The organism is Streptomyces sp. NPDC096205 (assembly GCF_044763135.1).
Taxonomy (GTDB): domain Bacteria; phylum Actinomycetota; class Actinomycetes; order Streptomycetales; family Streptomycetaceae; genus Streptomyces.
Genome location: NZ_JBIWFS010000006.1, coordinates 240,212 through 263,399 on the forward strand (window position 1 = coordinate 240,212; position 23,188 = coordinate 263,399).

Genomic DNA, 23,188 nt, shown 5'->3' on the forward strand with positions numbered 1-23,188 from the left:
GGGAAGTTCCGGCGAGCGAAGGGCACGGTGGTGACGTTCAATGTGACCGATGACGAGCGCGGGGACTGGGCCGTGCTCCAAGTGACGGGCGAACTGGACCTGGTGACTTCGCCGGTTCTGCGCCAGCGGGTCCACGACATGGTGGCCGAGGGCCGCCACAGCCTCGTCGTCGACCTCTCCGACGTAGTCTTCTGCGACTCCAGCGGTGTCGGCGTGCTCATCGCCACCCGCCGTCTGCTGCGCTCCTGCCAGGGCCGGCTGCGGCTGATCCTGCCCGCCGAGGGCGCTCCCGACGGCTCCCACGTCAACCGCGTCATCGGCGCCCTGGGCGTACGCCGCCTGTTCGACGTGCACCCCGACCTCGCCTCGGCCGCCGCCGAGGAAGCCCTCCCCGATCTCGCCCCGGCGGCCGTGGAGGAGGAACGCCCGCTGTCGGCGTGACGCCCGGGCACACCTGGGCGCGGCGTGCCACACCTGGGCGCCCTGTGCCACATCGTTGTCCCGGAATTCCCCCGGTCTTGGCACAACCGTCGCTTTCCCGCTCCCACGGGCCGCCCGGCGTCGTACGCTCCGTGCCGGAAACACCCCGACGTGACGTGAGGCGGCCCGAGAAGACATGGTCAGCAGCGAGTACGAGCGCAGGATCGCGGCCAGGTTCGCCGGCTTCGACCAGGACGGCAACGGCTACATCGAGCGAGAGGACTTCTGCGGCGCGGCCAAGGCGCTGCTCGCGGAGTTCGGCACCCCGGCCCGCTCCGACAAGGGGCAGGCGCTGTACGCGGGCGCGGAGGCGTTCTGGCAGGGCATGGCGGGGATGGCGGACCGCGACGGCGATCAGCGCATCAGCCGGGAGGAGTTCGTGAACGGCGCGGTCAAGCGGCTGCGCGACAACCCCGAACGGTTCGCGGAGATCGCCCGCCCCTTCCTGCACGCGGCCCTGGACGTCGCGGACACCGACGGGGACGGCGCGGCCACGGTCGCCGACACAGCGCGCGTGCTCACCCTTCTCGGGGTCGCCGAGGACATCGCGCGCACGGCCGCCGCCGCACTCGACACCGACGGTGACGGCAAGGTCGGCGAGGCCGAGCTCGTGCCCGCCTTCGCCCGCTACTTCACCGTGCCCGAGTAACGCTCCCTGAGCTTGTACTTGAGCACCTTCCGCAAGGTCTCGCCCCGCGGAAGGGCGTCCACCACCTCCAGCCGCTCCGGCAGCTTGTGCACCGACAGCCCTTCCGCGCGCAGATACGCCGTCACGGCGTCCAGGGTCAGCTCCGGGGCCCCGCCGGGCTGTTCCACGACCGCGCAGACCAACTCCCCGCGCTCGGTGTCCGGCAGGCCGATCACCGCGACGTCGCCGACCCCCGGATGCGCGGCCATGAGGTCCTCGATCTCCTTGGCGGAGATGTTCTCGCCCTTGCGGATGATCACGTCCTTCAGCCGCCCGGTGAGCACCAGATGGCCGGCCGCGGTCAGCCGCCCCAGGTCGCCGGTGCGCAGGAACCCCTCCTCGTCGAAGGCCTCCGCGGTCTGCGCCGGGTCGAGATAGCCGCGGCACACCGCCTCCCCGCGCAGCCGGACCTCGCCGTCCACGATCCGTATCTCCATGCCCTGCGGCGGCCGGCCCTCGGTGGTGGCGAGGTGGTCGGGGGTGTCGTCCGGGTCGCCCATGGTGATCATCGGCACCTCGGTCATGCCGTAGCCGTGGGTGAGCGTCACGCCCATCTCCCGGGTCACCGCGTGGTACAGCTCCGGCGGCTTGGGCGCCCCGCCGCCCGCGAGCAGCCGCAGCGTCGGTATGAGCTTCACACCGGGCTGCTTGCGCTGCTCGGTCAGGAACATCGAGTAGAACGCCGTCGACCCGCCCGCGATCGTCACCCCGTGCCTGCGGTACTCGTCGAGCGCCCCGGGGAGCGCGAACTGCTCGAACAGCACCGCCGGGAAGCCGTACAGCAGCAGCATCACCATGTAGTCGGCGCCGCCGATATGGGCGTACGGGAAGGCGATCGAACCGACGTCGCCCTCTTGTGGCCGCAGCGCGTGGGCGAGGCAGGAGCCGCCCGCGATCAGTGAACGGTCCGTGTGCAGAACGCCCTTGGGGGCGGAGGTCGTGCCGGACGTCCAGTAGATCCAGCGCACGGAGGTGCCCTCGGCGGGCAGGGGCGGCAGCACGGCCGGCTCGCCGTCCGGGAGGTCGTCGTACGCCTCGAAGACGCCCTTCGCGCCGAGCCGCCGGGCCATCTCGGTGTGGTCGAAGCCGCGCCAGGTGCCCGGCACGGCGAAGAACTCCGCCTTGGACTCGCGCAGGGCGAAGCCGACCTCGCGGTCGCGGTGGAAGGGGATCACCGGGGACTGGACGGCGCCGAGGCGGGCCAGCGCGAAGGAGAGGATCACCGTCTCCACGCGCGTGGGCAGCTGCCAGGCGACGACCGTGCCGGGGCGCACCCCCATGCCGTACAGGCCCGCCGCCGTCCGCTCGGCACGCGCGCGTAGGGCGCCGAACGTGAGCGTGCGCTCGCCCTGGAGGAGAGCGGGGCGGTCGGGGGTGAGGCGGGCGCGGCGGTCGAGGAGGTCCCACAGGGTGGGGGCGGAACTCGCGTCGTACGGGGTGTCGTTCACGGCTGCACCCTCCTTGGCTGACGACTCGTCAGCTGCCATGCTATCTGACGGACCATCAGATAACTCCGTCGGGTACGTACTCTTCGAGGAGGGCAACCATGGCGGCCGAACTGCCCCGCATCATCAGCGTCGACGACCATGTCATCGAGCCGGCGCACCTCTTCGAGACCTGGCTGCCCGCCAAGTACCGCGAGCGCGGGCCACAACCCCTGACCGCCGGGATCGGTGAACTCGCGTACGTCGGCGGCAAGTACCAGATCACGATGGACCCCGACGGAACGCCCACCGACTGGTGGATCTACGAGGACCTGAAGTTCCCGTACAAGCGCAACATCGCCGCCGTCGGCTTCGACCGGGACGAGATGACCCTGGAGGGCATCACGCGCGCGCAGATGCGGCGGGGCTGCTGGGACCCGAAGGCGCGCCTGGAGGACATGGACCTCAACCATGTCGAGGCCTCGCTCTGCTTCCCGACCTTCCCCCGCTTCTGCGGCCAGACCTTCGCCGAGGCCCACGACAAAGAGGTCGCCCACGCGTGCGTGCGCGCCTACAACGACTGGATGGTCGAGGAGTGGTGCGGCGACAGCGGCGGCCGGCTGATCCCGCTGTGCCTGATCCCCCTGTGGGACATCGAGCTCGCGGTTGCCGAGATCCGCCGCAACGCCGCGCGCGGGGTGCGTGCGGTGACCTTCTCCGAGATCCCCACCCACCTGGGGCTGCCGTCCATCCACTCCGGCCACTGGGACCCGTTCTTCGCGGCGTGCGAGGAGACCGGCACGGTCGTCAACATGCACATCGGCTCGTCGTCGCAGATGCCGGCCGCGTCCCCCGACGCACCGCCCGCCGTGCAGGCCTCGCTGTCCTTCAACAACGCCATGGCCTCGATGATGGACTTCCTCTTCAGCGGCGTACTGGTCCGCTTCCCGCGGCTCACACTCGCCTACTCGGAGGGCCAGATGGGCTGGATCCCGTACGCCCTGGAGCGCGCGGACGATGTCTGGGAGGAGCACCGCGCGTGGGGCGGGGTGCGCGACCTGATCCCCGAGCCGCCGTCGACGTACTACTACCGGCAGATCTTCTGCTGCTTCTTCCGCGACAAACACGGTGTGGCGTCACTCGATGCGGTGGGCCGCGACAACGCCACCTTCGAGACGGACTACCCGCACGTCGACTCCACCTTCCCGCACACCAAGGAGGTCGCCCTCGACCATGTGAAGGGCCTGGACGACGAGACGGTGTACAAGCTGATGCGGGGCAACGCCATCCGCATGCTCGGCCTGGACCTCGACCGCTGATGGACCTGTCGTACACGCCCGAGGAGGACGCCTTCCGGGCCCGGCTGCGCGAGTGGCTCGCCAAGGTGCTGCCCACCCTGCCGCCGAAGCCGCCGCCCGCCGACTGGCCCGCGCGCAGGGCGTACGACCTCGGCTGGCAGCGGATGCTGTACGACGCCGGGTACGCGGACGTGCACTGGGACGCCTCGCCCACCCGGCGGCTGATCTTCCTGGAGGAGACCGAGAAGGCCGGGGCGCCCTATGTGGGGGCCTGCTTCGTCGGGCTGCTGCACGCCGGGCCGACCATCGCCGCCGAGGGCACCCCCGAGCAGCGCGAGCGCTGGCTGGCGCCGATCCTGCGCGGCGAGGAGGTGTGGTGCCAGGGCTTCAGCGAGCCCGACGCGGGCTCCGACCTCGCTTCCCTGCGCACGCGCGCGTGGCGCGACAAGGACGCCTATGTGGTGAGCGGGTCGAAGATCTGGACCTCGCACGCCGAAGTCGCCGACTGGTGCGAGCTGCTGGTGCGGACCGACCCCGAGGCGCCCCGGCACCGCGGCATCACCTGGCTCGCCCTGCCCATGGACGCCGAGGGGATCACCGTACGGCCGCTGCGGACGCTCGCCGGGTCCGAGGAGTTCGCCGAGGTCTTCCTGGACGAGGTGCGGGTGCCGGTCGCCAACCGGGTCGGGGACGAGAACGACGGCTGGCGCGTGACCCTGGTGACCCTGTCCTTCGAGCGCGGCACGGCCTTCGCCGGCGAGGTCGTCGCCTGCCGCCGCGTCCTCGGCGAACTCGCCCGCGAGGCCTGCCGCAACGGCCGCTGGGACGACCCGGCGCTACGGCGCCGGCTGGGCAGGCTCGACGCCGAGTTCCGGGCGCTGTGGCGGCTCACCCAGTGGAACGTCAGCGAGGCGGAGGCCTCGGGGGGAGTGCCCGGCGCAGCAGGTTCGGTTTTCAAACTGAGGTATTCGCAGGCGCGCCAGACCCTCTACGACGCCGCCGCGGACGTCCTCGGCGCCGACAGCCTCGACCTCGACCGGCCCTGGATGCTCGACCGGCTGTCGTCGCTGTCGTACACCATCGCGGCCGGGACGTCGGAGATCCAGCGGACGATCGTCGCCGAGCGCATCCTGGGACTGCCGAGGGGGCGCGCATGAGGTTCCGCCTGACGGACGACCAACGGGCCCTGCGTGAGGGCGTACGCGGGCTGCTCGCCCGGCGCTTCGGGCCGCAGGAGCTGCGCGCAGCCGTCGTACACGGCGGGCGTCTGGACCGGGCGCTGTGGCGGGAGTTGGGCGAGGCGGGCTTCTTCGCCCTGCGGCTGCCCGAGGCGCAGGGCGGCGTCGGACTGGGGCTGCCCGAGGCGGTGTTGGCGTTCGAGGAGGCCGGGCGAGCCCTGCTGCCGGGGCCGTTGATCGCCACCCACCTCGCGGCGGGCACGGTGCCGGGCGCGGCCGGCGGGGAGGCCGTCGTCGCGCGCGTCGACGGCGGGCTCGTGGAGTGGCTGCCGGACGCGGACGTCGTACGGGGTGAGGTGCGGGGGGCTGTCGAGCTGCGGTCGGTGGACCCGCTGACGCCGCTGCACCGGGTGCCGCACTCGTCGGGCGGGACCGACCCCGAGGTCGTGCTGCTCACCGCCGCCGAACAGCTCGGCTCCGCCGGGCGGACGTGCGGCCTTGCAGTGCAACACGCGCGTGTGCGGGAACAGTTCGGCCGGCCCATCGGGGCGTTCCAGGCCGTACAGCATCTGTGCGCCGAGCTGCTGGTGCGGCTGGAGACGGCCCGCGCGGCGGTCTACGCGGCCGCGGTGACCGCCGACCCGGCCGACATCGCGGCGGCCCGGCTGCTGGCCGACGAGGCCGCCGTACGGGGCGCGCGGGACTGCCTCCAGGTGCACGGCGGGATGGGCTTCACCTGGGAGTCGGAGGTGCATCTGCACCTCAAGCGCGCGTGGGTGCGCAGCCGTCGGGCGGGCGGCGGTACGGAGGGCGAGGAGCTGCTGGCGTGCGGGCTGGCGGCCGGGCAGCAGTGACGGGCGGGCGGCCCGCGGTGGAGGCGCGGCGTGCTGCTGGGATGTCGCGGAATGTGGCGCACCGGAATCACGGAGCGTTGATATCGGGTTGTGTCCTCGGCGGGACTCGTCACGTCCCGGAGTCGGTGTCGCGCTCCGGTACCTTGTGTGAGATGCGAGTGGTTCCGAGGACGAGCCATGCCGGAGCTGCCCCTGAGGCGGCCCCGGACCGGGCGGTGCGCGCCGTGGTTCGCGGGGCGGAAGTGCGAGAAGCAGCCGCCTGTTCGACCCCCTGTGGCGAGCGTCGCACAGTATGCCGCACGGGTACTCCTTCGCGCTGGAATATGCCCGAAGCGCTTGTTGGGGTGACTGAACGTCAACCAAGCTGTTCTGCAAGGGATTCACGTTCCGTGACCCTTGCTCTGGCCGTTGTTCTGGTCATGCAGAAAATGGCTACGATCGTGGCCCTCGTGAGGCGCGAGCCTTGGTGTCCGCCGGTTCGGATGGTGTGAGCGGTGCAGGTGCTTCAAGTGCAGCTGGAGGTCCGGCCCGACCCCGCGGAGGTGGGGAGAGCCCGGAGATGGGCCCGTGCGCGACTCGCAGGGGCGGGGGTGGAGGCCGACGAGCCGCTGGCCGAGACGCTGATCCTGCTCGTGTCCGAACTGGTCACCAACGCCGTGGTGCACACCGGCCGTCCGGCCGTGCTGCGCCTGGCCCTGCCCCCCGCCTCCGGGTGCGCGCCGGTGCGCGTGGAGGTCACCGACACCAGTGAGCGCGCCCCTGTGCCGCGCTGCGCCGACGGCGAGGAGACGGGCGGCCGGGGCCTCGCCCTCGTCGACGGTCTCGCCGACCGCTGGGGCTGGAGCCCCGACGGCGCCGGCAAGCGCATCTGGTGCGAGCTGGACCGCTGTTCCGGGCCGCGTGCCGCGACCGTCGCCTACAGCGGCAGCATGCCGGCGTACGAAGGGCTGGCCTACGAGGCGGTCTGACCGTCCGTGCCCCTGCCGTGGTCCGTGATGCGCCTGGATGTGCTTCTGTGCGCTCCGGTCGCAAATGGTGCTTAAGTAATAATTCTCCGTACAGGTGTTGACGTCTCGTGTCCGTTTGATCACGCTTGTGGTCAGCGATTCGCCGCGAGGGGACGGCGAGGGCTTCGGTGACGGGAGCCCTCGGCGAGTGTGGGTCGTGATTCGGCGTCGATTCCCCTGTGGCCAGGGGGTGGGGCGGGTGCGCCGAAGCCGGTCGGCGGCGCGCGATGCCGTGCTCGGGGCGGGTATCTGCGCGCCGCCGGCCGGAGGGGGGCGGTCCCTAGGGGGAGGTGGGGGTGGGCTCTTAGGGGGTGGGTGGGCCCCCGGTTCAGAGAACGGCTACGGGGGCCACGGGAGTTCCGGTCGCGCCGACGAACGGTTCCGGCATCGCCGACAGCAGGAAGCTGTAGCGGCCCTCTTCTCCACAGGCTGTGGACAACTTTTCGAGATTCCAGTTCTGGCCCTGGAGCATGCCCATCTCCACCAGGTGCAGCGCGTGCACCGGCAGCCAGAGGTCCTCGATCTCGGGCGGGAAGACCTCGAAGGTGAGGGTGTCGTCGGCGACCGCCGCGACATCGCGCGCGTGGAACCACTCCGGGGTACGCACCGACAGGCCCGGCGAGGGATACGCGTACGCGTGCCGGTCCCCGGCGAGCAGCAGCCGCATCTGGCCGGTGCGCACCAGCACCACGTCACCGGCACGCACGCGCGTGCCCGCGAATTCCTCGGCCGCCTCCAGGTCCTCCGGGGTGACCGGGTGGCCGCCGTCGAGCCGTTCCACGCCACGCGCGCGTGCCACGTCCAGCAGCACCCCGCGCGAGACGATGTGCAGCGCCTTGTCGATGCCCGCGAACGCGGCCCCCGCGTGTGCGGTGACGGTGTCCGCGGGGCGGCCGTTGTAGAGCCGGCCCGAGTGCGAGACATGGGTGAGGGCGTCCCAATGGGTGCCCGCCTGCAGCCCCATGGTCACCACGTCGTCGCTGCACGCCACCGTGCCCGGCCCGAACAGCTCCTGGTTGACCTGCACCATCGCGTGCAGCGGATCGACCCGTCCCGGGATCATGCCGGTCTGCACCCCGTCCTGGCGCAGTGGCAGCGCGAGCGGGACACGGCGGCCCGTGCGCACCGAGGCCGCGGCCTCGCGCACCACCTCGTCGGTGATGAGGTTGAGGGTGCCCCGCTCGTCGTCGGCCCCCCAGCGGCCCCAGTTGTTGACGCGCTTGGCGATCTCGTGGAACTCGGCCGGCAGTGTCATCCGTGCCTCCCCGGGGCTTGTCCTGGCCCGTCCGTCGGGACTTAGAATCTAACGGACCGTCAGAAACTGCGGGAAGGGGCCGGGCGTGGGGAACTTCTTGACCGGCAAGGTCGTTGCAGTGACCGGGGCCGGGCGGGGCATCGGCCGCGCGGTGGCGCTGGCGGCGGCCGCCGAGGGCGCGCGGGTCGTCGTCAACGACTTCGGGGTCTCCGTCGACGGAGCCTCACCCACCAGCGAGATCGCCGACGCCGTCGTGAAGGAGATCGAGGCCGCGGGCGGCCGGGCCGTCGCGGTCGCCGACGACATCTCCACCATGGCGGGCGGAGAGCGAGTCGTCGACACCGCGCTGGCGTCGTACGGCCGCCTCGACGCGGCGGTCTGCGTCGCCGGGATCCTGCGCGAGCGCATGCTGTTCAACATGACCGAGGACGAGTGGGACCCGGTCCTCGCCACCCACCTCAAGGGCACCTTCACCGTGTTCCGGGCCGCCTCCGCGGTCATGCGCGCACAGCGCTCCGGCACGCTCATCGGGTTCACCAGCGGCAACCACCAGGGTTCCGTGTCGCAGGCCAACTACAGCGCCGCCAAGGGCGGGGTCATCTCCCTGGTCCGCAGCGCCGCGCTCGGCCTGCACAAGTACGGCGTGACCGCCAACGCGGTCGCGCCGGTGGCCCGTACGCGGATGTCGGCGAAGGTGCCGACGGAGCTGACGGAGATCGGGTCGCCGGAGGACGTGGCCGCGTTCGTGGTGTATCTGGCGTCCGAGCGGGCCCGGGAGATCACCGGGCAGGTGTACACGGTCGCCGGGCCGAAGATCGCGGTGTGGGCCCAGCCTCGGGAGCTGCGTTCGGCCTTCTCCGAGGGGGGTTGGACGCCCGAGCGGGTCGCGGAGGTGCTGCCGGGGTCCGTCGGGGTCGATCCGATGCCGATGCTGGAGCGGGTGGCTGCGATGTCGCGTGCCGCGGCGCGGGGAGATCGACCGAACGCCTAGGCGCCATGGGTGGTTGTTCGCCGACGGGGACTGCGGGTCCGTTGTGGTCGGCCGCGCAGTTTCCCCGCGCCCCTATGGGCGGCACTGGTCTCGAGGAGGCTCTGTGGACTTCGGATTTGCTCCTGAGGACGAGGCGTTCCGGGTCGAAGCGCGCGGCTGGCTCGCCGCGCACGCCGAACCCGGCCTGGACCGTCGTACGTGGGAACGGACGCTCGGCAAGGCCGGGTGGATCGGGATCGGCTGGGCGGAGGGCGGGTACGGGAACCGGACCGCCACGCTCACCCAGCAGGTCGTCTGGGCCGAGGAGTACGCGCGGGCGGCGGTGCCCGCGCGGTCCGGGCACATCGGCGAGAAGCTGCTCGCGCCCACGCTCATCGCCCATGGCAGCGAGGAGCAGAAGGCCCGGTTCCTGCCGCCCATCGCCGCGGGGGAGGAGCTGTGGTGCCAGGGGTACAGCGAACCCGGCGCGGGCTCGGACCTCGCCGGGGTGCACACCCGGGCCGTACGCGCGGGCGACGGGACGTACCGGGTCAGCGGGCAGAAGATCTGGACCTCGCTCGCCCATGAGGCCGACTGGTGCTTCGTCCTCGCGCGCACCGACCCCGAGGCGCGGCGCCACCACGGACTGAGCCTGCTGCTGGTCCCCATGGACCAGCCCGGCCGTATCGAGGTACGGCCCATCCGCCAGGCCACCGGGACCAGCGACTTCAACGAGGTGTTCTTCGACGGCGCCCACGCGCGCGTGGAGCATGTCCTCGGCGGCGAGGGGGCCGGCTGGCGGGTGGCCATGAGCCTGCTCGGCTTCGAACGGGGCGTGTCCACCCTCGCCCAGCAGGTCGGCTTCGCCGAGGAGCTGGGGCGGGTGGTGCGTTCGGCCGTGGAGACCGGCGCCGCCGCCGATCCCGTCGTACGCGATCGTCTCGTACGGCAATGGGCGGAGCTGCGCGTCATGCGGTGGCACGCCCTGCGGACCCTGGGAGGCACCCGCAGCCCCAGTGTCGCCAAGCTGCTGTGGGGCGGCTGGCATCAGCGGCTCGGGGAACTGGCCGTGCTGGTGCGGGGCGCGTCCGCGGGGGCCGGGCCGGCCGCGTGGTCGGCGACGGCGCCGTACGAACTGGACGTCGACCAGCATCTGTTCTTGTTCTCCCGCGCCGACACGATCTACGGCGGCTCGGACCAGATCCAGCGCACGATCATCGCCGAGCGCGTGCTCGGCCTGCCCAGGGAACCCAGGGACTAGGGAGTGACCGCGATGCGTGGTGTGGTCTTCGACGGGAAACGGACCGAGGTCGTGGACGACCTGGAGATACGGGACCCGGGGCCCGGTGAGGTGCTGGTGGCCGTGTCGGCGGCGGGGCTGTGCCACAGCGACCTGTCCGTCCTCGACGGCACGATCCCGTTCCCCGTGCCCGTGGTGCTCGGGCACGAGGGCGCCGGGGTGGTGGAGCGGGTCGGCGCGGGCGTCACCCATGTCGCGCCCGGCGACCACGTGGCGCTGTCCACGCTCGCCAACTGCGGCACCTGCGCGCAGTGCGACCGCGGCCGGCCGACGATGTGCCGCCAGGCCATCGGACGCCCCGGACGGCCCTTCACGCGCGCGGGCAGGCCGCTGTTCCAGTTCGCCGCCAACTCCGCCTTCGCGGAACGGACCGTGGTGAAGGCCGTGCAGGCGGTCCCGCTGCCCGACGACATCCCGATGCCGTCCGCCGCGCTCATCGGCTGTGCCGTCCTCACCGGGGTCGGGGCCGTGCTGAACCGGGCCCGCGTCGAGGCCGGGGACCGGGTCGTCGTCATCGGCGCAGGCGGCATCGGCCTCAACGTCGTCCAGGGCGCGCGGCTCGCGGGTGCCTCGCGGATCGTCGCCGTCGACGCCAACTCGGAGAAGGAGGAAGCCGCTCGGCTGTTCGGCGCGACCGACTTCCTCGTCTCGGCCGACGACGTGTCCGAGGTGCTGCCCACCGGCGCCGACCACGTCTTCGAGTGCGTCGGGCGCGTCGATCTGATCCGGCGGGCCGTGGACCTGCTGGACCGGCACGGACAGGCGGTGCTCCTCGGCGTGCCGCCCGCCACCGCCGAGGCGTCCTTCCTCGTCTCCTCCCTCTATCTCGACAAATCCGTCCTCGGCTGCCGCTACGGGTCGTCCCGGCCGCAGCGCGACATCGCCCGGTACGCCGAGCTGTACCGGGGCGGCCGGCTGATGCTGGACGAGCTGGTGACCCGGACGTATCCGGTGGAGGACTTCGAGAAGGCTGCGGAGGACGCGGGAGCGGGGCGGGTGGCTCGGGGGGTGTTGGTGTTCTGAGGGGGTGAGTGGGGGGTGGGGTGGCTGCTGTGCTGAGGGTTGGGCTGGGCGTTGGGGGCGGTTGCTCGGCTGCGGAAGGGTGGGTGCGGTTGCCGGGCCGAAGTCGCCTGGCGCCTTGGCCCGTTGTCCGTGGACGGCCGAGAGTTATCCACAGGCCGGGGATATTGCGTGGGGCGTTGTCGGTGTCGGCGCCTACCGTCGTCACATGAGCTACCGCCAACTCGCCACCCGTCAGGTCCTGATCTGGTCCGTCACGGCCGTCGGCTCGCGCATGCCGGTCGCCATGGCGCCCCTGGCCCTGGTCTTCCTGGTCCGCGAGCGCCCCGGCGGCTATTCCCTGGGCGCCGCCCTCGCCGCGGTCTACGTCATCGGCGAGATCATCGGTGCCCCGCTGCTCGGGCTGCGGCTGCGCCCCGAGCGGGCCCGCCCGCAGCTCACGGCCGGTCTGGCGGTGGGGGCGGCCGGCTTCGCGGGGCTCGGCGCGTATCCCGGGGCGCACCCGGTGGTCCTCGGGGCGTTCGCGCTGCTCGCGGGAGGTGCCCCGGCGGCTGCCGCGGGCGGGCTGCGTGCCCTGCTCACCGAGCTGGTTCCCAAGGACGCGGCACCGCAGGCGCTGTCCGCCGAGTCGACGCTGATGTCGGGTGTGTGGGCTGTCTCCCCGGCCGCCGTGACGGGTCTCGCGCTCGGTGTCGCGCCGGCGCTCCCGCTGCTGCTCGCCGCCGGGCTGATGGCCGCGTCCATCGCGGGCCTGCGGCTGCTGCCGGCCGGCTGGGAGGCGGGCGGCGAGGAGGCGGAGGGCGGTCCGTCCGCGCTGCGGGTGCTGACCGGTGCCTGGCCCGTGTATGTGACGGGCGCGGCCAGCATCTGCCTGCTCGCCCTGGCCGAACTGGTCCTGCCCGCGCTGCTCGAACAGCGCGGGATCGGCGTCGGCTGGTCCGGCCCGATGCTCGCCGGGCTGGCGATCGGGGCGGGGGTGGGCGCGTTCGTCTACGGGCTGCGCTCCTGGCCCGGGCTGCTGCGCACCCGCAGCGTGGTGCTGATGTGCGGGGTGTCGGCCGCGGTGACGCTGATCGCGCTGATACCCGCGGCGGGCTGGATCGCGGCCGGACTGGTCATGGGCGGCGCACTGCAGGCCGGCGCGCTCGTGACCCGCAACCTGGCTCTGCGCGACGCCCTGCCCGCGGGGGCGCTGGCCGCCGGCTACTCGGTCATGTACGCCGCCGCGGGCGCCGGATACGCCATGACCGGCGCTCTCGCCGGTGGCCTCCTGCACATCACCGAGCCCTCCACCGCCATCCTCGCGGGCGTCGCCCTCACCCTCGCGCTGACGGCCCTCGGATGGTGGGGCGAGACCCGGCGGGTTGCGCGGGGCGGGGCGGTTGCGGGGGAGGGGGCCGGCGCGGGCGCTGTCGTGTCAGTGGTCGCCGTGGAGGCGCCTGGTGAGGAGGCTGCCGTCGGCTCGGGCGCCGGTTCCGGCTCGGGCTCGGGCTCGGGCTCGGGTTCCGGCTTGGGTTCCGGTGCCGGTGTCGGGTGTGCCGGAGTCGCGGCCGATGCGGAAGGTGCGGCGATACGCGGTCGGTGTGACGCCGACGGCCGCCTGTAGGTGCTGGCGCATCGACTGGGCCGTGCCGAAACCGGCGTCCCGGGCGACCTGGTCGACCGACAGGTCGGTGGACTCCAGCAGATGCCGGGCCCGTTCCACGCGCTGCTGGGTCAGCCACTGGCCGGGGCTGATGCCGACCTCCTCGCGGAAGCGGCGGGTGAAGGTGCGCACCGACATCGCCTCCTGCGCGGCCATGTCCCGCAGCTGGATCGGCTCGTGCAGCCGCCCCAGTGCCCAGGCGCGGGCCGCGGTCGTGGTCGCCTGCTGCGGATCGGGCACCGGCCGCTCGATGTACTGCGCCTGCCCGCCGTCGCGGTGCGGCGGTACGACGGTGCGGCGGGCCACCTCGTTGGCGATCGCCGTGCCGTGGTCCCGGCGCACGATGTGCAGGCACAGGTCGATACCGGCCGCGACACCGGCGGAGGTCAGCACATCGCCGTCGTCGATGAACAGCACGTCCGGGTCCAGCTCGACCTGCGGGAACACCTCCCGGAAGTGCGCGGCGTCGGCCCAGTGCGTGGTCGCGGGCCGGCCGTCGAGGCGCCCGGCGGCGGCCAGGACGTACACACCGGTGCAGATGGAGGCGAGCCGGGTGCCGGGGCGCACGTGGGCGAAGGCGGCGGCCAGCTCCTCGGTCAGTACGCCCTGCTCGAAGACCGGGCCGAGCTCGTAGGAGGCCGGGACGATCACGGTGTCGGCGGTGGCGAGGGCGTCCGGCCCGTGCGCGACCTGGATGGCGAAGTCGGCGTCGGTCTCGACCGGGCCGGGCGGCCGCACCGAGCAGGTGATCACCTCGTACAGATGGCGCCCCTGGGCGTCCTTGGGCCGGCCGAAGATGCGGTGCGGGATGCCCAGCTCGAAGGGCAGCAGTCCGTCGAGGGCGAGGACGACGACGCGGTGGGGACGGAACTCCGGCTCAGGGCTCATGGCCCGGTCCTGACGCATGGCTCGGTCCTGGCTCATGGCCCGATCCTAACGAATGCTGTCCTTCGGGCCACTCGATGAGGATGGGCCGGCAACGGGAGGCTGTCTGACGTGAGCCAGACAACCGAGGAAGCCGCACAGGCCACCGAGAGCCCCCAGTCCGCCCCACGCCGCCGGCGCGTCCCCCGCACCCCTCGCACCCCGCGCACCCATCGGGTCCATCGCGCCTGGTTCGTCGCCGCCGTCGCCTTCGTGACGATCATCGGCGCGGCCGCCTTCCGCTCCCTGCCCGGTCTGCTCTTCGACCCGCTGCACGAGGACTTCGGCTGGTCACGCGGCACGATCGGCCTGGCGGTCTCGATCAACCTGGCGCTGTACGGGCTCACCGCCCCTTTCGCGGCCGCGCTGATGGACCGGTTCGGCATCCGCCGGGTCGTGGCCGTCGCCCTGACGGTGATCGCGCTCGGCTCGGGTCTGACGGTGTGGATGACGGCGCCCTGGCAGCTGCTGCTGTGCTGGGGTCTGCTGGTCGGTCTCGGCTCCGGCTCCATGGCGCTGGCGTTCGCGGCGACGGTCACCAACCGCTGGTTCACCGAGCGGCGCGGCCTGGTGACCGGCATCCTCACCGCCGCGTCCGCCTCCGGGCAGCTGATCTTCCTGCCGCTGCTGTCCTGGATCGTGGAGAACTACCAGTGGCGCCCGGCCGCCGTCACGGTCGCCCTCGCCGCCCTGGCCGTCGTCCCGTTCGTCTGGCTGCTGCTGCGCGACCACCCGGCCGACGTGGGCCTGCGGCCGTACGGCGCCGAGGAGTTCGTGCCGAAGCCCGCGCCGGTGCCGGGGGCCGCGCGGCGGGCGGTGACCGTGCTGTTCTCGGCCGTCCGCACCGGGCCGTTCTGGCTGCTGGCCGGCTCCTTCGCGATCTGCGGCGCCTCCACCAACGGCCTGATCCAGACCCACTTCGTGCCGGCCGCCCACGACCACCACATGCCGGTCACCGCCGCGGCCTCGCTGCTCGCCGTCATCGGCGTGTTCGACGTGATCGGCACGATCGCCTCCGGCTGGTTCACCGACCGCTTCGAGGCCCGCCGGCTGCTCGCCGTCTACTACGCCCTGCGCGGCATCTCACTGCTGTTCCTGCCGCTGCTGCTGGCGCCGAACGTGCACGTGCCGATGGTGTTCTTCATCGTCTTCTACGGCCTGGACTGGGTCGCCACCGTCCCGCCGACCATCGCCCTGTGCCGCGAGCACTACGGCGAGGACAGCGCGATCGTCTTCGGCTGGGTGCTGGCGTCCCACCAGGTGGGCGCGGCCCTGGTCGCCTTCCTCGGCGGCGTCGCCCGCGACCACTTCGGCTCCTACGACGTCGTCTGGTTCGCCTCCGGCGCACTGTGCGCGGCGGCCACGCTGATGGTGCTGGTGATCCGGCGGGGCACGGCGGCGACACCGGCCGTGGCCTGAGGGGCCAGACGGACCTGACGGCCTGACGGACCGGACGGCCTGACGGGCCTGAGGGCCTTGCGGCCTGACGGACAGGCGACGGGCGAACGGCAGCCGGTTGCGAGGGCTCAGTCCCGCAGCCGGGTGAACCGCCCCCGGTGGAAGAGAAGCGGATCGCCCGCCTTGGCCGCACCGAGGGCGTCCACCCGTCCCACCACGATCAGATGGTCGCCGCCGGTGTGCACGGCGTGGATCGTGCAGTCGATCCACGCCACCGCCCCCGTGAGCCGGGGCGCACCGGAGACCGGGGCGGTGTCGTACGCCACCCCCGCGAACTTGTCGCCGCCGCTCACCGCGAAACCACGGCACAGCTCGCCCTGGTCGGCGCCCAGGACGTTGACGCAGAACACGCCCGCGCGCGCGATGCGCGGCCATGTTGTCGACGTACGGCCGACCATGAAGGCGACCAGCGGTGGATCGAGGGACAGCGAGGAGAAGGACTGGCAGGCGAAGCCGGCGGGAGAGGCCTCGCCCGGTGAGGCTGGTGCTGCGCCGGATGCCCCCGGTGCCCCCGGTGCGCCCGGTGCCGTGACAACGGCCACGCCACTCGCGAAGTTCCCCAGCACCCGCCGGAACTCCCCCTGATCGACGGGAGCCCGCTCATCGGCCCCCACGCAGCGCAACTCCGGCCGGGGCAACGCCTCCACCGGGTTCCCGGACGCCCTGAGGTAGCGGACGGCGGCGGCCGCCATCCCTGCGGTTCCCATCACACCTGTCATTGAAGCTGACGGTGCGTCAGACGGGAAGGTGTGTGAGCGTGATCGTCCCCGCACGCGGCGCGTACGCTGCACGCCATGATCCGGGGGAACATACGGCACCGGCCCGTCCGGTCCGATAAGGCGGCGTCCGACCTGCACACGGCCGCCGCGGTGGGGGCGGCGCAGATTCCGGCGATGCTGGTGATCTGGTTCTTCACCGCCACGGACGACCAGTACGGCGGGGGCGGGAGCGCCTTGGGCCTGGCCTGCGCGATGGTGCTCACCCCGCTGTGGCTGCCACCGGTGGGCATGGTGCACGCGCTCGTGCAGTCCCTGCCGGCGACCCTCCTCACCGGCCTGATCCGGCGCCGCGCGCGGGGCCCGGAGTGGGGCTGGCAGGTGCTGTGCGCGCTGCTGGTCGGTGTCCTGTGGGCGGTGCCGCCCGCCCTGCTGTGGGGCTGGCCCTTCGCCACCACCGCCGTGGTGTTCGCCGCGCTCGGCGTACTCCCCGCCCTCGCCCTCGCCTACGCGCGCGTGCGGGCGCGTACGGGCCGGGCGTGGGGGACATGGGGCACCTGGTGGCGCTCCGGGGTCGTCGGCCTGGGCCTCCTCGTCCTCTCCGTGCCGGGCTGCGCACTGGCCGCGGCCATCGGCCTGATCGAGGTGTATGAGCCCCCGCAGTTGTCGCAGAAGCAGCTCGTCGGCGTCTGGCGCGGCGAGAAGGGGGCGGAGCTTCGGCTGCGCCCCGACGGCCGAGCCGACCTCGTCCGCCTTCCCGCGCAGCCCGAGTTCGACGCGAGCGCCGACTTCAGCGTCTGCGACGGCACGGGCACGTGGGAGCTCGACACCGAGGGCCGCCACGACACTTACGGCGGCGAAGCCCCCAACGCCCGCGACGGTGTCGTCGTACGACTCGACGGCGGATGCGGGCAGGAGACGTACTGGACGATCGCCGGCACGGAGCGGCGGCCCGAGTTGTTCGTGGTGTTCGGCGACCCGGACTCGGGGGAGCTGAGGGTCTTGGAGAGGCGGGAGTGAGCGGGTTCGGGGGTGAGAGAGGAGCCGGGCGGGGCCGAGGGGTCCTCAGCGGCCCGTGAACCTCGGTGTGCGGCGCTGGGCGAAACCCGATAGGCCCTCGTGGGCGTCCGCCGTCGTCAGGTTGATCTCCTGCGCGGCGGCCTCGGCGGTGAAGGCGGTGGCGCGGTCGGTGTCGAGGGAGGCGTTGACGAGCTGTTTCGTCAGGGCCAGGGTGCGGGTGGGACCCGTGGCCAGTCGGGCGGCCCACTCGCGGGCCGTGGCGGGCAGGTCGTCGTCCGGTACGACCCGGTTGACCAGGCCGAGGCGTTCGGCGTCCGCTGCGGTGAGCGCGTCGCCGAAGAACATCAGCTCCTTCGCCCGCTGGGGGCCGATCAGGCGGGGGAGCAGGTAGGCGCCGCCCGCGTCGGGGACCAGGCCCCGGCGGACGAACACCTCGATGAAACGGGCCGATTCGGCCGCCAGGACCAGATCGCAGGCGAGTGCGAGGTGCGCGCCGAGGCCGGCCGCGACGCCGTTCACGGCGGCGATCACCGGCTTCTCGCAGTCGAGGACGGCGGCGATCAGCCGCTGGGCGCCCAGCCGCAGGGTCCGGGCCACGTCACCGGCGACCCGCTCCCTGCCGCCATCGGTGGTCCGCTTCCCGCTGTCACCGACGTCCCGTTCCCCGCCGTCACCGACGCCCCGTCCTTCACCCTCGCCTTCACCGGCACCCTGTCCTTCGCCCTCGCCTTCCCCGGCACCCTGTCCTTCGCCCTCGCCTTCACCGGCATCCCGTTCCCCGCCCTCGCCTCCCCCGACGCCCCGTCCTCCGCCGGTCGTCGAGCCGTCGCTCCGCAGGTCCGCGCCCGCGCAGAAGCCTCGGCCCGTGCCCGTGATCACCACCGCTCGGACGTCGGGGTCGCAGGAGGCTTCGGCGAGCCGCTGGATCAGTTGTTCTCGCAGGTCAGGGGTGATGGCGTTGAGGGCTTCGGGGCGGTTGAGGGTGAGGTGGGCGACGCCGTTGTCAGTGGTGTGCGGTACCAATGACTCAGCGGATTTTTCCGGCTCTTGGGGGGAATCAGACATGTTCATTTCACTCGGGCGCGTCTTCATCTCAGCGGCACACCGCCAGCGCGTCCAACGCCACCGCTCCGTGTCCACGGGGCAGCACCATCAGCGGGTTGATGTCGAGCTCGGCGAGGTCGTCGCCCAGTTCCAGGGCCATGCGCTGCACCCGCAGGACCACCTCCACGAGGGCGTCCACGTCGGCCGGGGGTCGCCCCCGCACCCCGTCCAGCAGGGCCCGCCCGCGCAGCTCGGCGAGCATGTTCCGCGCCTGCTCCTCACCGAAGGGCGGCACGCGTACGGCGCTGTCCCGCAGCACCTCCACCAGCACCCCGCCCAGCCCGACCGTCACCGTCGGCCCGAACAGCTCGTCGTGCGAGAGGCCGACCACCATCTCCACTCCGTGCTCCACCATCTGGCAGACGAGGACGCCGTCCAGGTCGACGCCCTCGTAGCGGGCGATGTCCGTCAACTCCCGGTAGGTGTCGCGGACCTGCGCCGCGGAGGTCAGCCCGACCTTCACCAGGCCCAGCTCGCTCTTGTGGGCGATCCGCGCGCCGGACGCCTTCATCACCACCGGGTAGCCCACCAGCCCGGCGGCGCGCACGGCGGCGGCCGCGCTGGTCACCAACTGCTCGCGGGGCACCCTGATCCCGTACGCCCGCAGCAACTGCTTGGCCGCGTGTTCGCTCAACTGGCCGCCCGGCTGAAACAGTTCGCGCGCCTTGCGGTAGGAGGGCGACGGCGTGCGCGGGGCCTCGTCGAAAGGGGAGCGGTAGTCGCGCACGAACCGGTGATGGCCGAGGTAGGCGCGCACGGCCGACAGGCAGTTGCCGACCGTACGGAAGGTCGCCACCCGCGAGGAGCCGAGCAGCACCTCGCGGTACGCCGGCTCCGTGCCCACCGGCGAGCCCCACACCACACACACCAGCTTGTCCGTCCGCTCCGCCGCGTCCACCAGATCGCGCACAAGACGGTCGCTCAGCGGCGGGAAGGGCCCGGTGATCGGGCAGATCAGCACACCCACCTCGGGATCGTCCAGCAGCGAGTCGATGATCTTCCGGCCGCGTTCGTCGCCCACCGGATGACCGCCGTTGTCGATCGGGTTGGCCACGCTCAGATACTCCGGTATCCACTGGTGCAGCTCCGCCTGCCGCGCCTCGGACAGCACCGGCAGCCTCAGGCCGAGCCCGGTCGCCAGGTCGGCGACGTGCGCGCCCGTGCCGCCCGAGATCGAATAGACGACGACCCCGTCGGCGCGCGGCGGCCGTGCCCGGGCCAGCAGGGCCGCGGTGTCCTGGAGTTCGTCGAGACCGTCCACCCGGATCACGCCGAACTGCCGCATCGCCGCGTCGACCACATCGTCCGCCCCGGTCAGCTTGCCGGTGTGTGAGGCGGCCGTGCGGGCGCCGGTCTCGGTGCGGCCCACCTTGACCGCGACCACCGGCACCCCGCGCCGGGCGGCCCGGTCGGCGGCGAGCAGGAAGGCGCGCCCGTCCTTCAGCCCCTCCATGTAGGCGGCGACGGCCCCGACCTCGGGCTGTTCGGCGAAGTAGGAGATGAAGTCGGCGGTCTCCAGGTCGGCCTCGTTGCCGGTCGGCGCCCAGTGGGAGAGCCGCACGCCCAGCTCCTGCAGGGCGAACACCGGCCGGCCCTGGTGCCCGGACTGGGTGACCAGCGCGATCGCCGGACCGTCCAGGTCGTCCCGGAACCGCTCGAAGGCGTTGAGGTTGGTGTTCGGCCCGAGCAGCCGCATTCCGGACCGGCCGACCGCGGCGGCCAGTCGGGCCTGTGCGGCCGCGCCCCGCTCACCCGTCTCCGCGAAGCCGGACGCGAAGACGACTGCGAACTTCGCCTTGGCCTCGGCGAGTTCCTCGATCACCGGAAGGGGGTCGGCGACCAGCACTACGGCGAGATCGACCTGCTCGGGCAGGTCGGCGACGGAAGGGAGGCAGGGTATGCCGAAGACCTGAGCGCGGCTCGGGTGGACCGGGTGCAGCCGGGCACCCATCCGCTCGGCCCAGGACAGCAACTGCCGGGTGACGCCGGTGTTCGGGCGCCCCTCGGCGTCCGAGGCGCCGACCACGGCGACGGACTCGGGGCGGAAGAGCCGGTCCAGATCGGGCAGGTCGGTGTGCAGCGGGCGCCCGCTGACATCGAGGTCGTCGGCCGGACGGCCGTGGACGGCAGGCCCGGGTCGGTGCTCACCGCAGGCGATGACCCGGGCCCGGCGGGAGTCGGTGGTGAGGGTGCCGTGGGTTGATCCAAGCATCGTCCGCCCGCTCCTGTCGTGACAGTTCGAGACAGCTCCAGTAACCGACGCCATAACTGACGCTCTGTCAGATTACTGAAGGGACACATCCTCAGGAACTGCCCGTGCGGGCAAAGCTTGTGAAGTTTGGAGGGAGGTGAGGACGAGGGCGGTGGTGAGGTGAGGGCGAGGGGCCCAGGGCGAGGATGACGGCGAGGGTGAAGGTGAGCGGTCCCTGCCGTCCGGCCGCTCACGCCGGCAGGCGGGACACCTCCGGGCCGGCCTGGCGGGCGATGGCTCTGGCTATCTTCTGGGCGTCGATGGCCAGTTCGCGGAGCATGCCGCTGATGGGGTTGGTGAAGCCGGTGAAATAGAGACCGGGGGCGTGCCGCGGGGCCCGGGCGCCGTGGACGACCGGCTTGCCGCGGGGGTCGAGGACGTCGAGGTGGCCGACCAGTCCCTCCAGGGCCCGGGTGTAGCCCGTCGCGGCGATGACGGCGTCGGGGGTGACGCGGGTGCCGTCGGCGAGGAGGACCGCGCCGTCCTCGAAGGCGTCGACGGCGGCGACGACCTCGACCCGGCCCCGGCGGACGGCGTCGATCAGGCCGACGTCCTGGACGGGGATCGACCCCTCGGTGACCCTGCGGTACAGCCCGGTGTCGGGGCGGGGCAGGCCGTGGGCGGAGAGGTCGGGCACGCTCAGCCGGGACACCGGCCTCGCGAGCCGGTCGACCAGGCCGACCGGCAGGCGCCGTACGAGGACGCCGGTGTACTGGGCGGCCCAGCCGGCCGTGGAGCGGCGCAGAATGTGCGGGACCGTGCGCACGGCGAGCCGTACCCGCTTGGCGCCGCCCTCGGCGAGGTCGACGGCGATCTCGGCGCCGGTGTTGCCGACACCGACGACGAGGACGTCACGGCCGGAGAAGGGCTCGGCGTTGCGGTAGTGGGAGGCGTGCAGGAACTCGCCGGGGAAGGCGTCGCGGCCCGGCCAGTCGGGGATGCGGGGGGTGTGGTTGTAGCCGGTGGCGACGACGACGGCGGCGCCGGTGAGCTGCCGGCCGCCGGTGGCGTGGAGGAGCCAGCCGGTGCCGTCCGGGGTGCGTTCGATGCGGGAGACCTCGACGCCGGTCACGATCTCCAGGTCGTGGTGCTCGGCGTACTTCTCCAGGTAGCGCACGACGTCGTCCCGCGACACCCAGCGGCCGAAGCGGCGCGGCATCGGCAGTCCGGGCAGGGCGGACAGGCGCCGGGTGGTGTGCAGGTGCAGCCGGTCGTAGTGGCGCCGCCAGGAGGCGCCGACGGCGTCTGACTTCTCCAGGACGACGGCGCGGATGCCGCGGGTGCGCAGCGCGTGCGCGGCGGCGAGTCCGCCCGGGCCGCCGCCGACGATGTAGACGGGGCGCTCGGCGGGGGTCGCTGCCGTGGGGGGTGCGGACGCTGTGGAGTCGGCCATGTCCGCGAGCGTAATCACGCGGTGGGTTGATGGGTCTCGGTCAAGACCGGAATTGGTTGCGGAATGGTCACGGGTGAGGTGGTGGTGTGGTGGATGCGCAGATGGGGCCGACGTCCGGTGTGCGGACCGGGTGGGAAGTGGGATGCCCTCGTCTTCCCCCTGCCTCGCATCTGACGTACCGTCAGATCTCGTTCCGGCGTCGACGGGAGTGGCCATGGACGCGATCTGGCTCACCGGTGCGGAGTGGCTCGCGGTGCTGCGCATCGGGCTCGGGCTGTGGTGGCTGGAGAGCTGGCGGCACAAGGACAAGAAGGCGTGGTTCGAGCGGGGGAGCGGCATCGAGTGGGCGGCGGGGGTCGCCGCCCAGCACCGTTGGAACGCCGTGCGGGCGGGGTTCCAGGCGGTGGTCGCGCCTCGGCCGCGGGTGATGGCGTACGTCGTCGCCTATGCCGAACTCGCCCTCGGGGCGGGGCTGATCCTGGGACTGCTGACGCCCGTCGCGCTGGTCGGCGGGCTGGTGCTCAACGGCCTCTACTTCGTGCTCATGATCCACGACTGGGCTGAGCAGGGGCAGAACTCGATGATGGCGCTGATCTCGGGGGTGGGGTTGTTCGGGATGTCGTGGCAGACGTGGTCGGTGGACAGCGCGCTGGGGTGGTTCGGATGAACGCCGCCGCGCCCGACGGCATCCCGCCTTCAACGCCATCTCCCGTCCCAATGCCCACATCCACCCCCGACCCCTTCTCCCGCCCCTACTGGGACGCCGCGGCCGAAGGGCGGCTGCTGCTGCGCCGGTGCCGGGACTGCGGGCGGCCGCATCACCATCCGAGGGAGTTCTGCCCGTACTGCTGGAGCGAGGACGTGGAGTGGGAGGAGGCGAGCGGGAGGGCGACGCTGTACACGTGGTCGGTGGTGCACCGCAGCGAGCTGCCGGGGTTCCGGGAGCGGACGCCGTATGTCGTGGGGGTCGTCGATCTGGCGGAGGGGCCGCGGATGGCGACGGAGATCGTGGAGTGCGCGACGGAGATCGTGGGGTCCGCAGCGGAAGCTGTGGGGTGCGCGACGGAAGCCGTGGGATGCGCGACGGAAGCCACGAGATGCGTGGCCGAGGGGCTGCGGGCGGGGCTGGAGCTGGAGGTCGACTTCAGAGAAGGTGTGCCGGTGTTCAAAGTCCGTGGTGACAACGGGCGCGGGCTCGCTTGA

General features: G+C 72.6%; 20 protein-coding genes and 1 pseudogene. 14 read left to right on the forward strand and 7 right to left on the reverse strand.

All coding sequences use genetic code 11. The annotated features are described in order from the left end of the window. The first annotated feature begins 27 nt into the window (after window positions 1-27). The gene (locus ACIQ6Y_RS23315; RefSeq protein WP_404041873.1) at window positions 28-441 is read left to right on the forward strand and encodes an STAS domain-containing protein; all 414 of its coding nucleotides are present in this window, start codon (window positions 28-30) and stop codon (window positions 439-441) included. Between the two features lie 175 nt (window positions 442-616). Then, window positions 617-1,129, forward strand: a complete 513-nt coding sequence (locus ACIQ6Y_RS23320; RefSeq protein WP_404041874.1) for an EF-hand domain-containing protein — start codon at window positions 617-619, stop codon at window positions 1,127-1,129. Here ACIQ6Y_RS23320 and ACIQ6Y_RS23325 read toward each other — a convergent pair. Continuing rightward, window positions 1,108-2,616 carry a class I adenylate-forming enzyme family protein gene (locus ACIQ6Y_RS23325; RefSeq protein ID WP_404041875.1) on the reverse strand — a complete coding sequence of 503 codons (1,509 nt, stop codon included), beginning with the start codon at window positions 2,614-2,616 and terminating at the stop codon, window positions 1,108-1,110. The two genes, ACIQ6Y_RS23320 and ACIQ6Y_RS23325, sit on opposite strands and share 22 nt — an antisense overlap. Window positions 2,617-2,714: 98 nt before the next feature. Here ACIQ6Y_RS23325 and ACIQ6Y_RS23330 point away from each other — a divergent pair, with 98 nt between their 5' ends. The 4 genes from ACIQ6Y_RS23330 (at window position 2,715) to ACIQ6Y_RS23345 (ending at window position 6,890) form a co-directional block, all read left to right on the forward strand. Continuing rightward, window positions 2,715-3,911, forward strand: coding sequence for an amidohydrolase family protein (locus ACIQ6Y_RS23330; RefSeq protein WP_404041876.1), 1,197 nt, complete (start codon window positions 2,715-2,717; stop codon window positions 3,909-3,911). Beyond that, window positions 3,911-5,047 carry an acyl-CoA dehydrogenase family protein gene (locus ACIQ6Y_RS23335; protein WP_404041877.1) on the forward strand — a complete coding sequence of 379 codons (1,137 nt, stop codon included), beginning with the start codon at window positions 3,911-3,913 and terminating at the stop codon, window positions 5,045-5,047. Before ACIQ6Y_RS23330 ends, ACIQ6Y_RS23335 begins: the two co-directional genes overlap by 1 nt. Then, window positions 5,044-5,922: an acyl-CoA dehydrogenase family protein gene (locus ACIQ6Y_RS23340; protein WP_404041878.1), complete on the forward strand. Its 879-nt coding sequence runs from the start codon at window positions 5,044-5,046 to the stop codon at window positions 5,920-5,922. The genes ACIQ6Y_RS23335 and ACIQ6Y_RS23340 overlap by 4 nt, the downstream gene beginning before the upstream one ends. Before the next feature lie 509 nt (window positions 5,923-6,431). After that, window positions 6,432-6,890, forward strand: a complete 459-nt coding sequence (locus ACIQ6Y_RS23345) for an ATP-binding protein (protein WP_404042160.1) — start codon at window positions 6,432-6,434, stop codon at window positions 6,888-6,890. A gap of 367 nt (window positions 6,891-7,257) precedes the next feature. Here the strand turns inward: ACIQ6Y_RS23345 and ACIQ6Y_RS23350 are convergent, their stop codons facing one another. Beyond that, entirely contained in the window at window positions 7,258-8,184 is a 927-nt protein-coding gene (locus ACIQ6Y_RS23350; protein ID WP_404041879.1) for a cyclase family protein, read from the reverse strand. 85 nt (window positions 8,185-8,269) lie between these two features. On the opposite strand from ACIQ6Y_RS23350, the gene ACIQ6Y_RS23355 reads away from it, so the two are divergent. The 4 genes and pseudogenes from ACIQ6Y_RS23355 to ACIQ6Y_RS23370 all read left to right on the forward strand — a co-directional run. Further along, on the forward strand, window positions 8,270-9,175 hold the full coding sequence (locus ACIQ6Y_RS23355; protein WP_404041880.1) for an SDR family oxidoreductase: 906 nt from the start codon (window positions 8,270-8,272) through the stop codon (window positions 9,173-9,175). A gap of 103 nt (window positions 9,176-9,278) precedes the next feature. Further along, window positions 9,279-10,415, forward strand: a complete 1,137-nt coding sequence (locus tag ACIQ6Y_RS23360; protein WP_404041881.1) for an acyl-CoA dehydrogenase family protein — start codon at window positions 9,279-9,281, stop codon at window positions 10,413-10,415. A gap of 12 nt (window positions 10,416-10,427) precedes the next feature. Further along, window positions 10,428-11,477 (forward strand): Zn-dependent alcohol dehydrogenase, encoded by a 1,050-nt coding sequence (locus ACIQ6Y_RS23365; protein ID WP_404041882.1) that lies wholly within the window; start codon window positions 10,428-10,430, stop codon window positions 11,475-11,477. A 205-nt stretch (window positions 11,478-11,682) separates the two neighbouring features. Beyond that, window positions 11,683-12,918, forward strand: a pseudogene (locus ACIQ6Y_RS23370) (MFS transporter); the annotation flags it as partial. Here ACIQ6Y_RS23370 and ACIQ6Y_RS23375 read toward each other — a convergent pair. Continuing rightward, window positions 12,892-14,043, reverse strand: coding sequence for a GlxA family transcriptional regulator (locus ACIQ6Y_RS23375; protein WP_404041883.1), 1,152 nt, complete (start codon window positions 14,041-14,043; stop codon window positions 12,892-12,894). The pseudogene ACIQ6Y_RS23370 and the gene ACIQ6Y_RS23375 sit on opposite strands and share 27 nt — an antisense overlap. A gap of 72 nt (window positions 14,044-14,115) precedes the next feature. Here ACIQ6Y_RS23375 and ACIQ6Y_RS23380 point away from each other — a divergent pair, with 72 nt between their 5' ends. Continuing rightward, window positions 14,116-15,462, forward strand: a complete 1,347-nt coding sequence (locus ACIQ6Y_RS23380; protein WP_404041884.1) for an MFS transporter — start codon at window positions 14,116-14,118, stop codon at window positions 15,460-15,462. A 107-nt stretch (window positions 15,463-15,569) separates the two neighbouring features. Here ACIQ6Y_RS23380 and ACIQ6Y_RS23385 read toward each other — a convergent pair whose 3' ends face one another. Continuing rightward, the gene (locus tag ACIQ6Y_RS23385) at window positions 15,570-16,208 is read right to left on the reverse strand and encodes a flavin reductase family protein (protein WP_404041885.1); all 639 of its coding nucleotides are present in this window, start codon (window positions 16,206-16,208) and stop codon (window positions 15,570-15,572) included. Window positions 16,209-16,295: 87 nt separating this feature from the next. On the opposite strand from ACIQ6Y_RS23385, the gene ACIQ6Y_RS23390 reads away from it, so the two are divergent. Further along, window positions 16,296-17,237 (forward strand): hypothetical protein, encoded by a 942-nt coding sequence (locus ACIQ6Y_RS23390; protein ID WP_404041886.1) that lies wholly within the window; start codon window positions 16,296-16,298, stop codon window positions 17,235-17,237. 45 nt (window positions 17,238-17,282) lie between these two features. Here ACIQ6Y_RS23390 and ACIQ6Y_RS23395 read toward each other — a convergent pair whose 3' ends face one another. From ACIQ6Y_RS23395 to ACIQ6Y_RS23405, 3 genes are all read right to left on the reverse strand, one after another. Further along, entirely contained in the window at window positions 17,283-18,302 is a 1,020-nt protein-coding gene (locus ACIQ6Y_RS23395) for an enoyl-CoA hydratase/isomerase family protein (RefSeq protein ID WP_404041887.1), read from the reverse strand. Between the two features lie 28 nt (window positions 18,303-18,330). Further along, window positions 18,331-20,553, reverse strand: coding sequence for an acetate--CoA ligase family protein (locus ACIQ6Y_RS23400; RefSeq protein ID WP_404041888.1), 2,223 nt, complete (start codon window positions 20,551-20,553; stop codon window positions 18,331-18,333). A gap of 229 nt (window positions 20,554-20,782) precedes the next feature. Next, entirely contained in the window at window positions 20,783-21,985 is a 1,203-nt protein-coding gene (locus ACIQ6Y_RS23405; RefSeq protein WP_404041889.1) for a flavin-containing monooxygenase, read from the reverse strand. Between the two features lie 214 nt (window positions 21,986-22,199). Here ACIQ6Y_RS23405 and ACIQ6Y_RS23410 point away from each other — a divergent pair, with 214 nt between their 5' ends. Together ACIQ6Y_RS23410 and ACIQ6Y_RS23415 are read left to right on the forward strand one after the other, a co-directional pair. Next, a complete protein-coding gene (locus ACIQ6Y_RS23410) occupies window positions 22,200-22,652 on the forward strand; it encodes a DoxX family protein (protein WP_404041890.1) in 453 nt (150 codons plus the stop codon). Window positions 22,653-22,702: 50 nt separating this feature from the next. Then, window positions 22,703-23,188, forward strand: coding sequence for a Zn-ribbon domain-containing OB-fold protein (locus ACIQ6Y_RS23415; protein WP_404041891.1), 486 nt, complete (start codon window positions 22,703-22,705; stop codon window positions 23,186-23,188).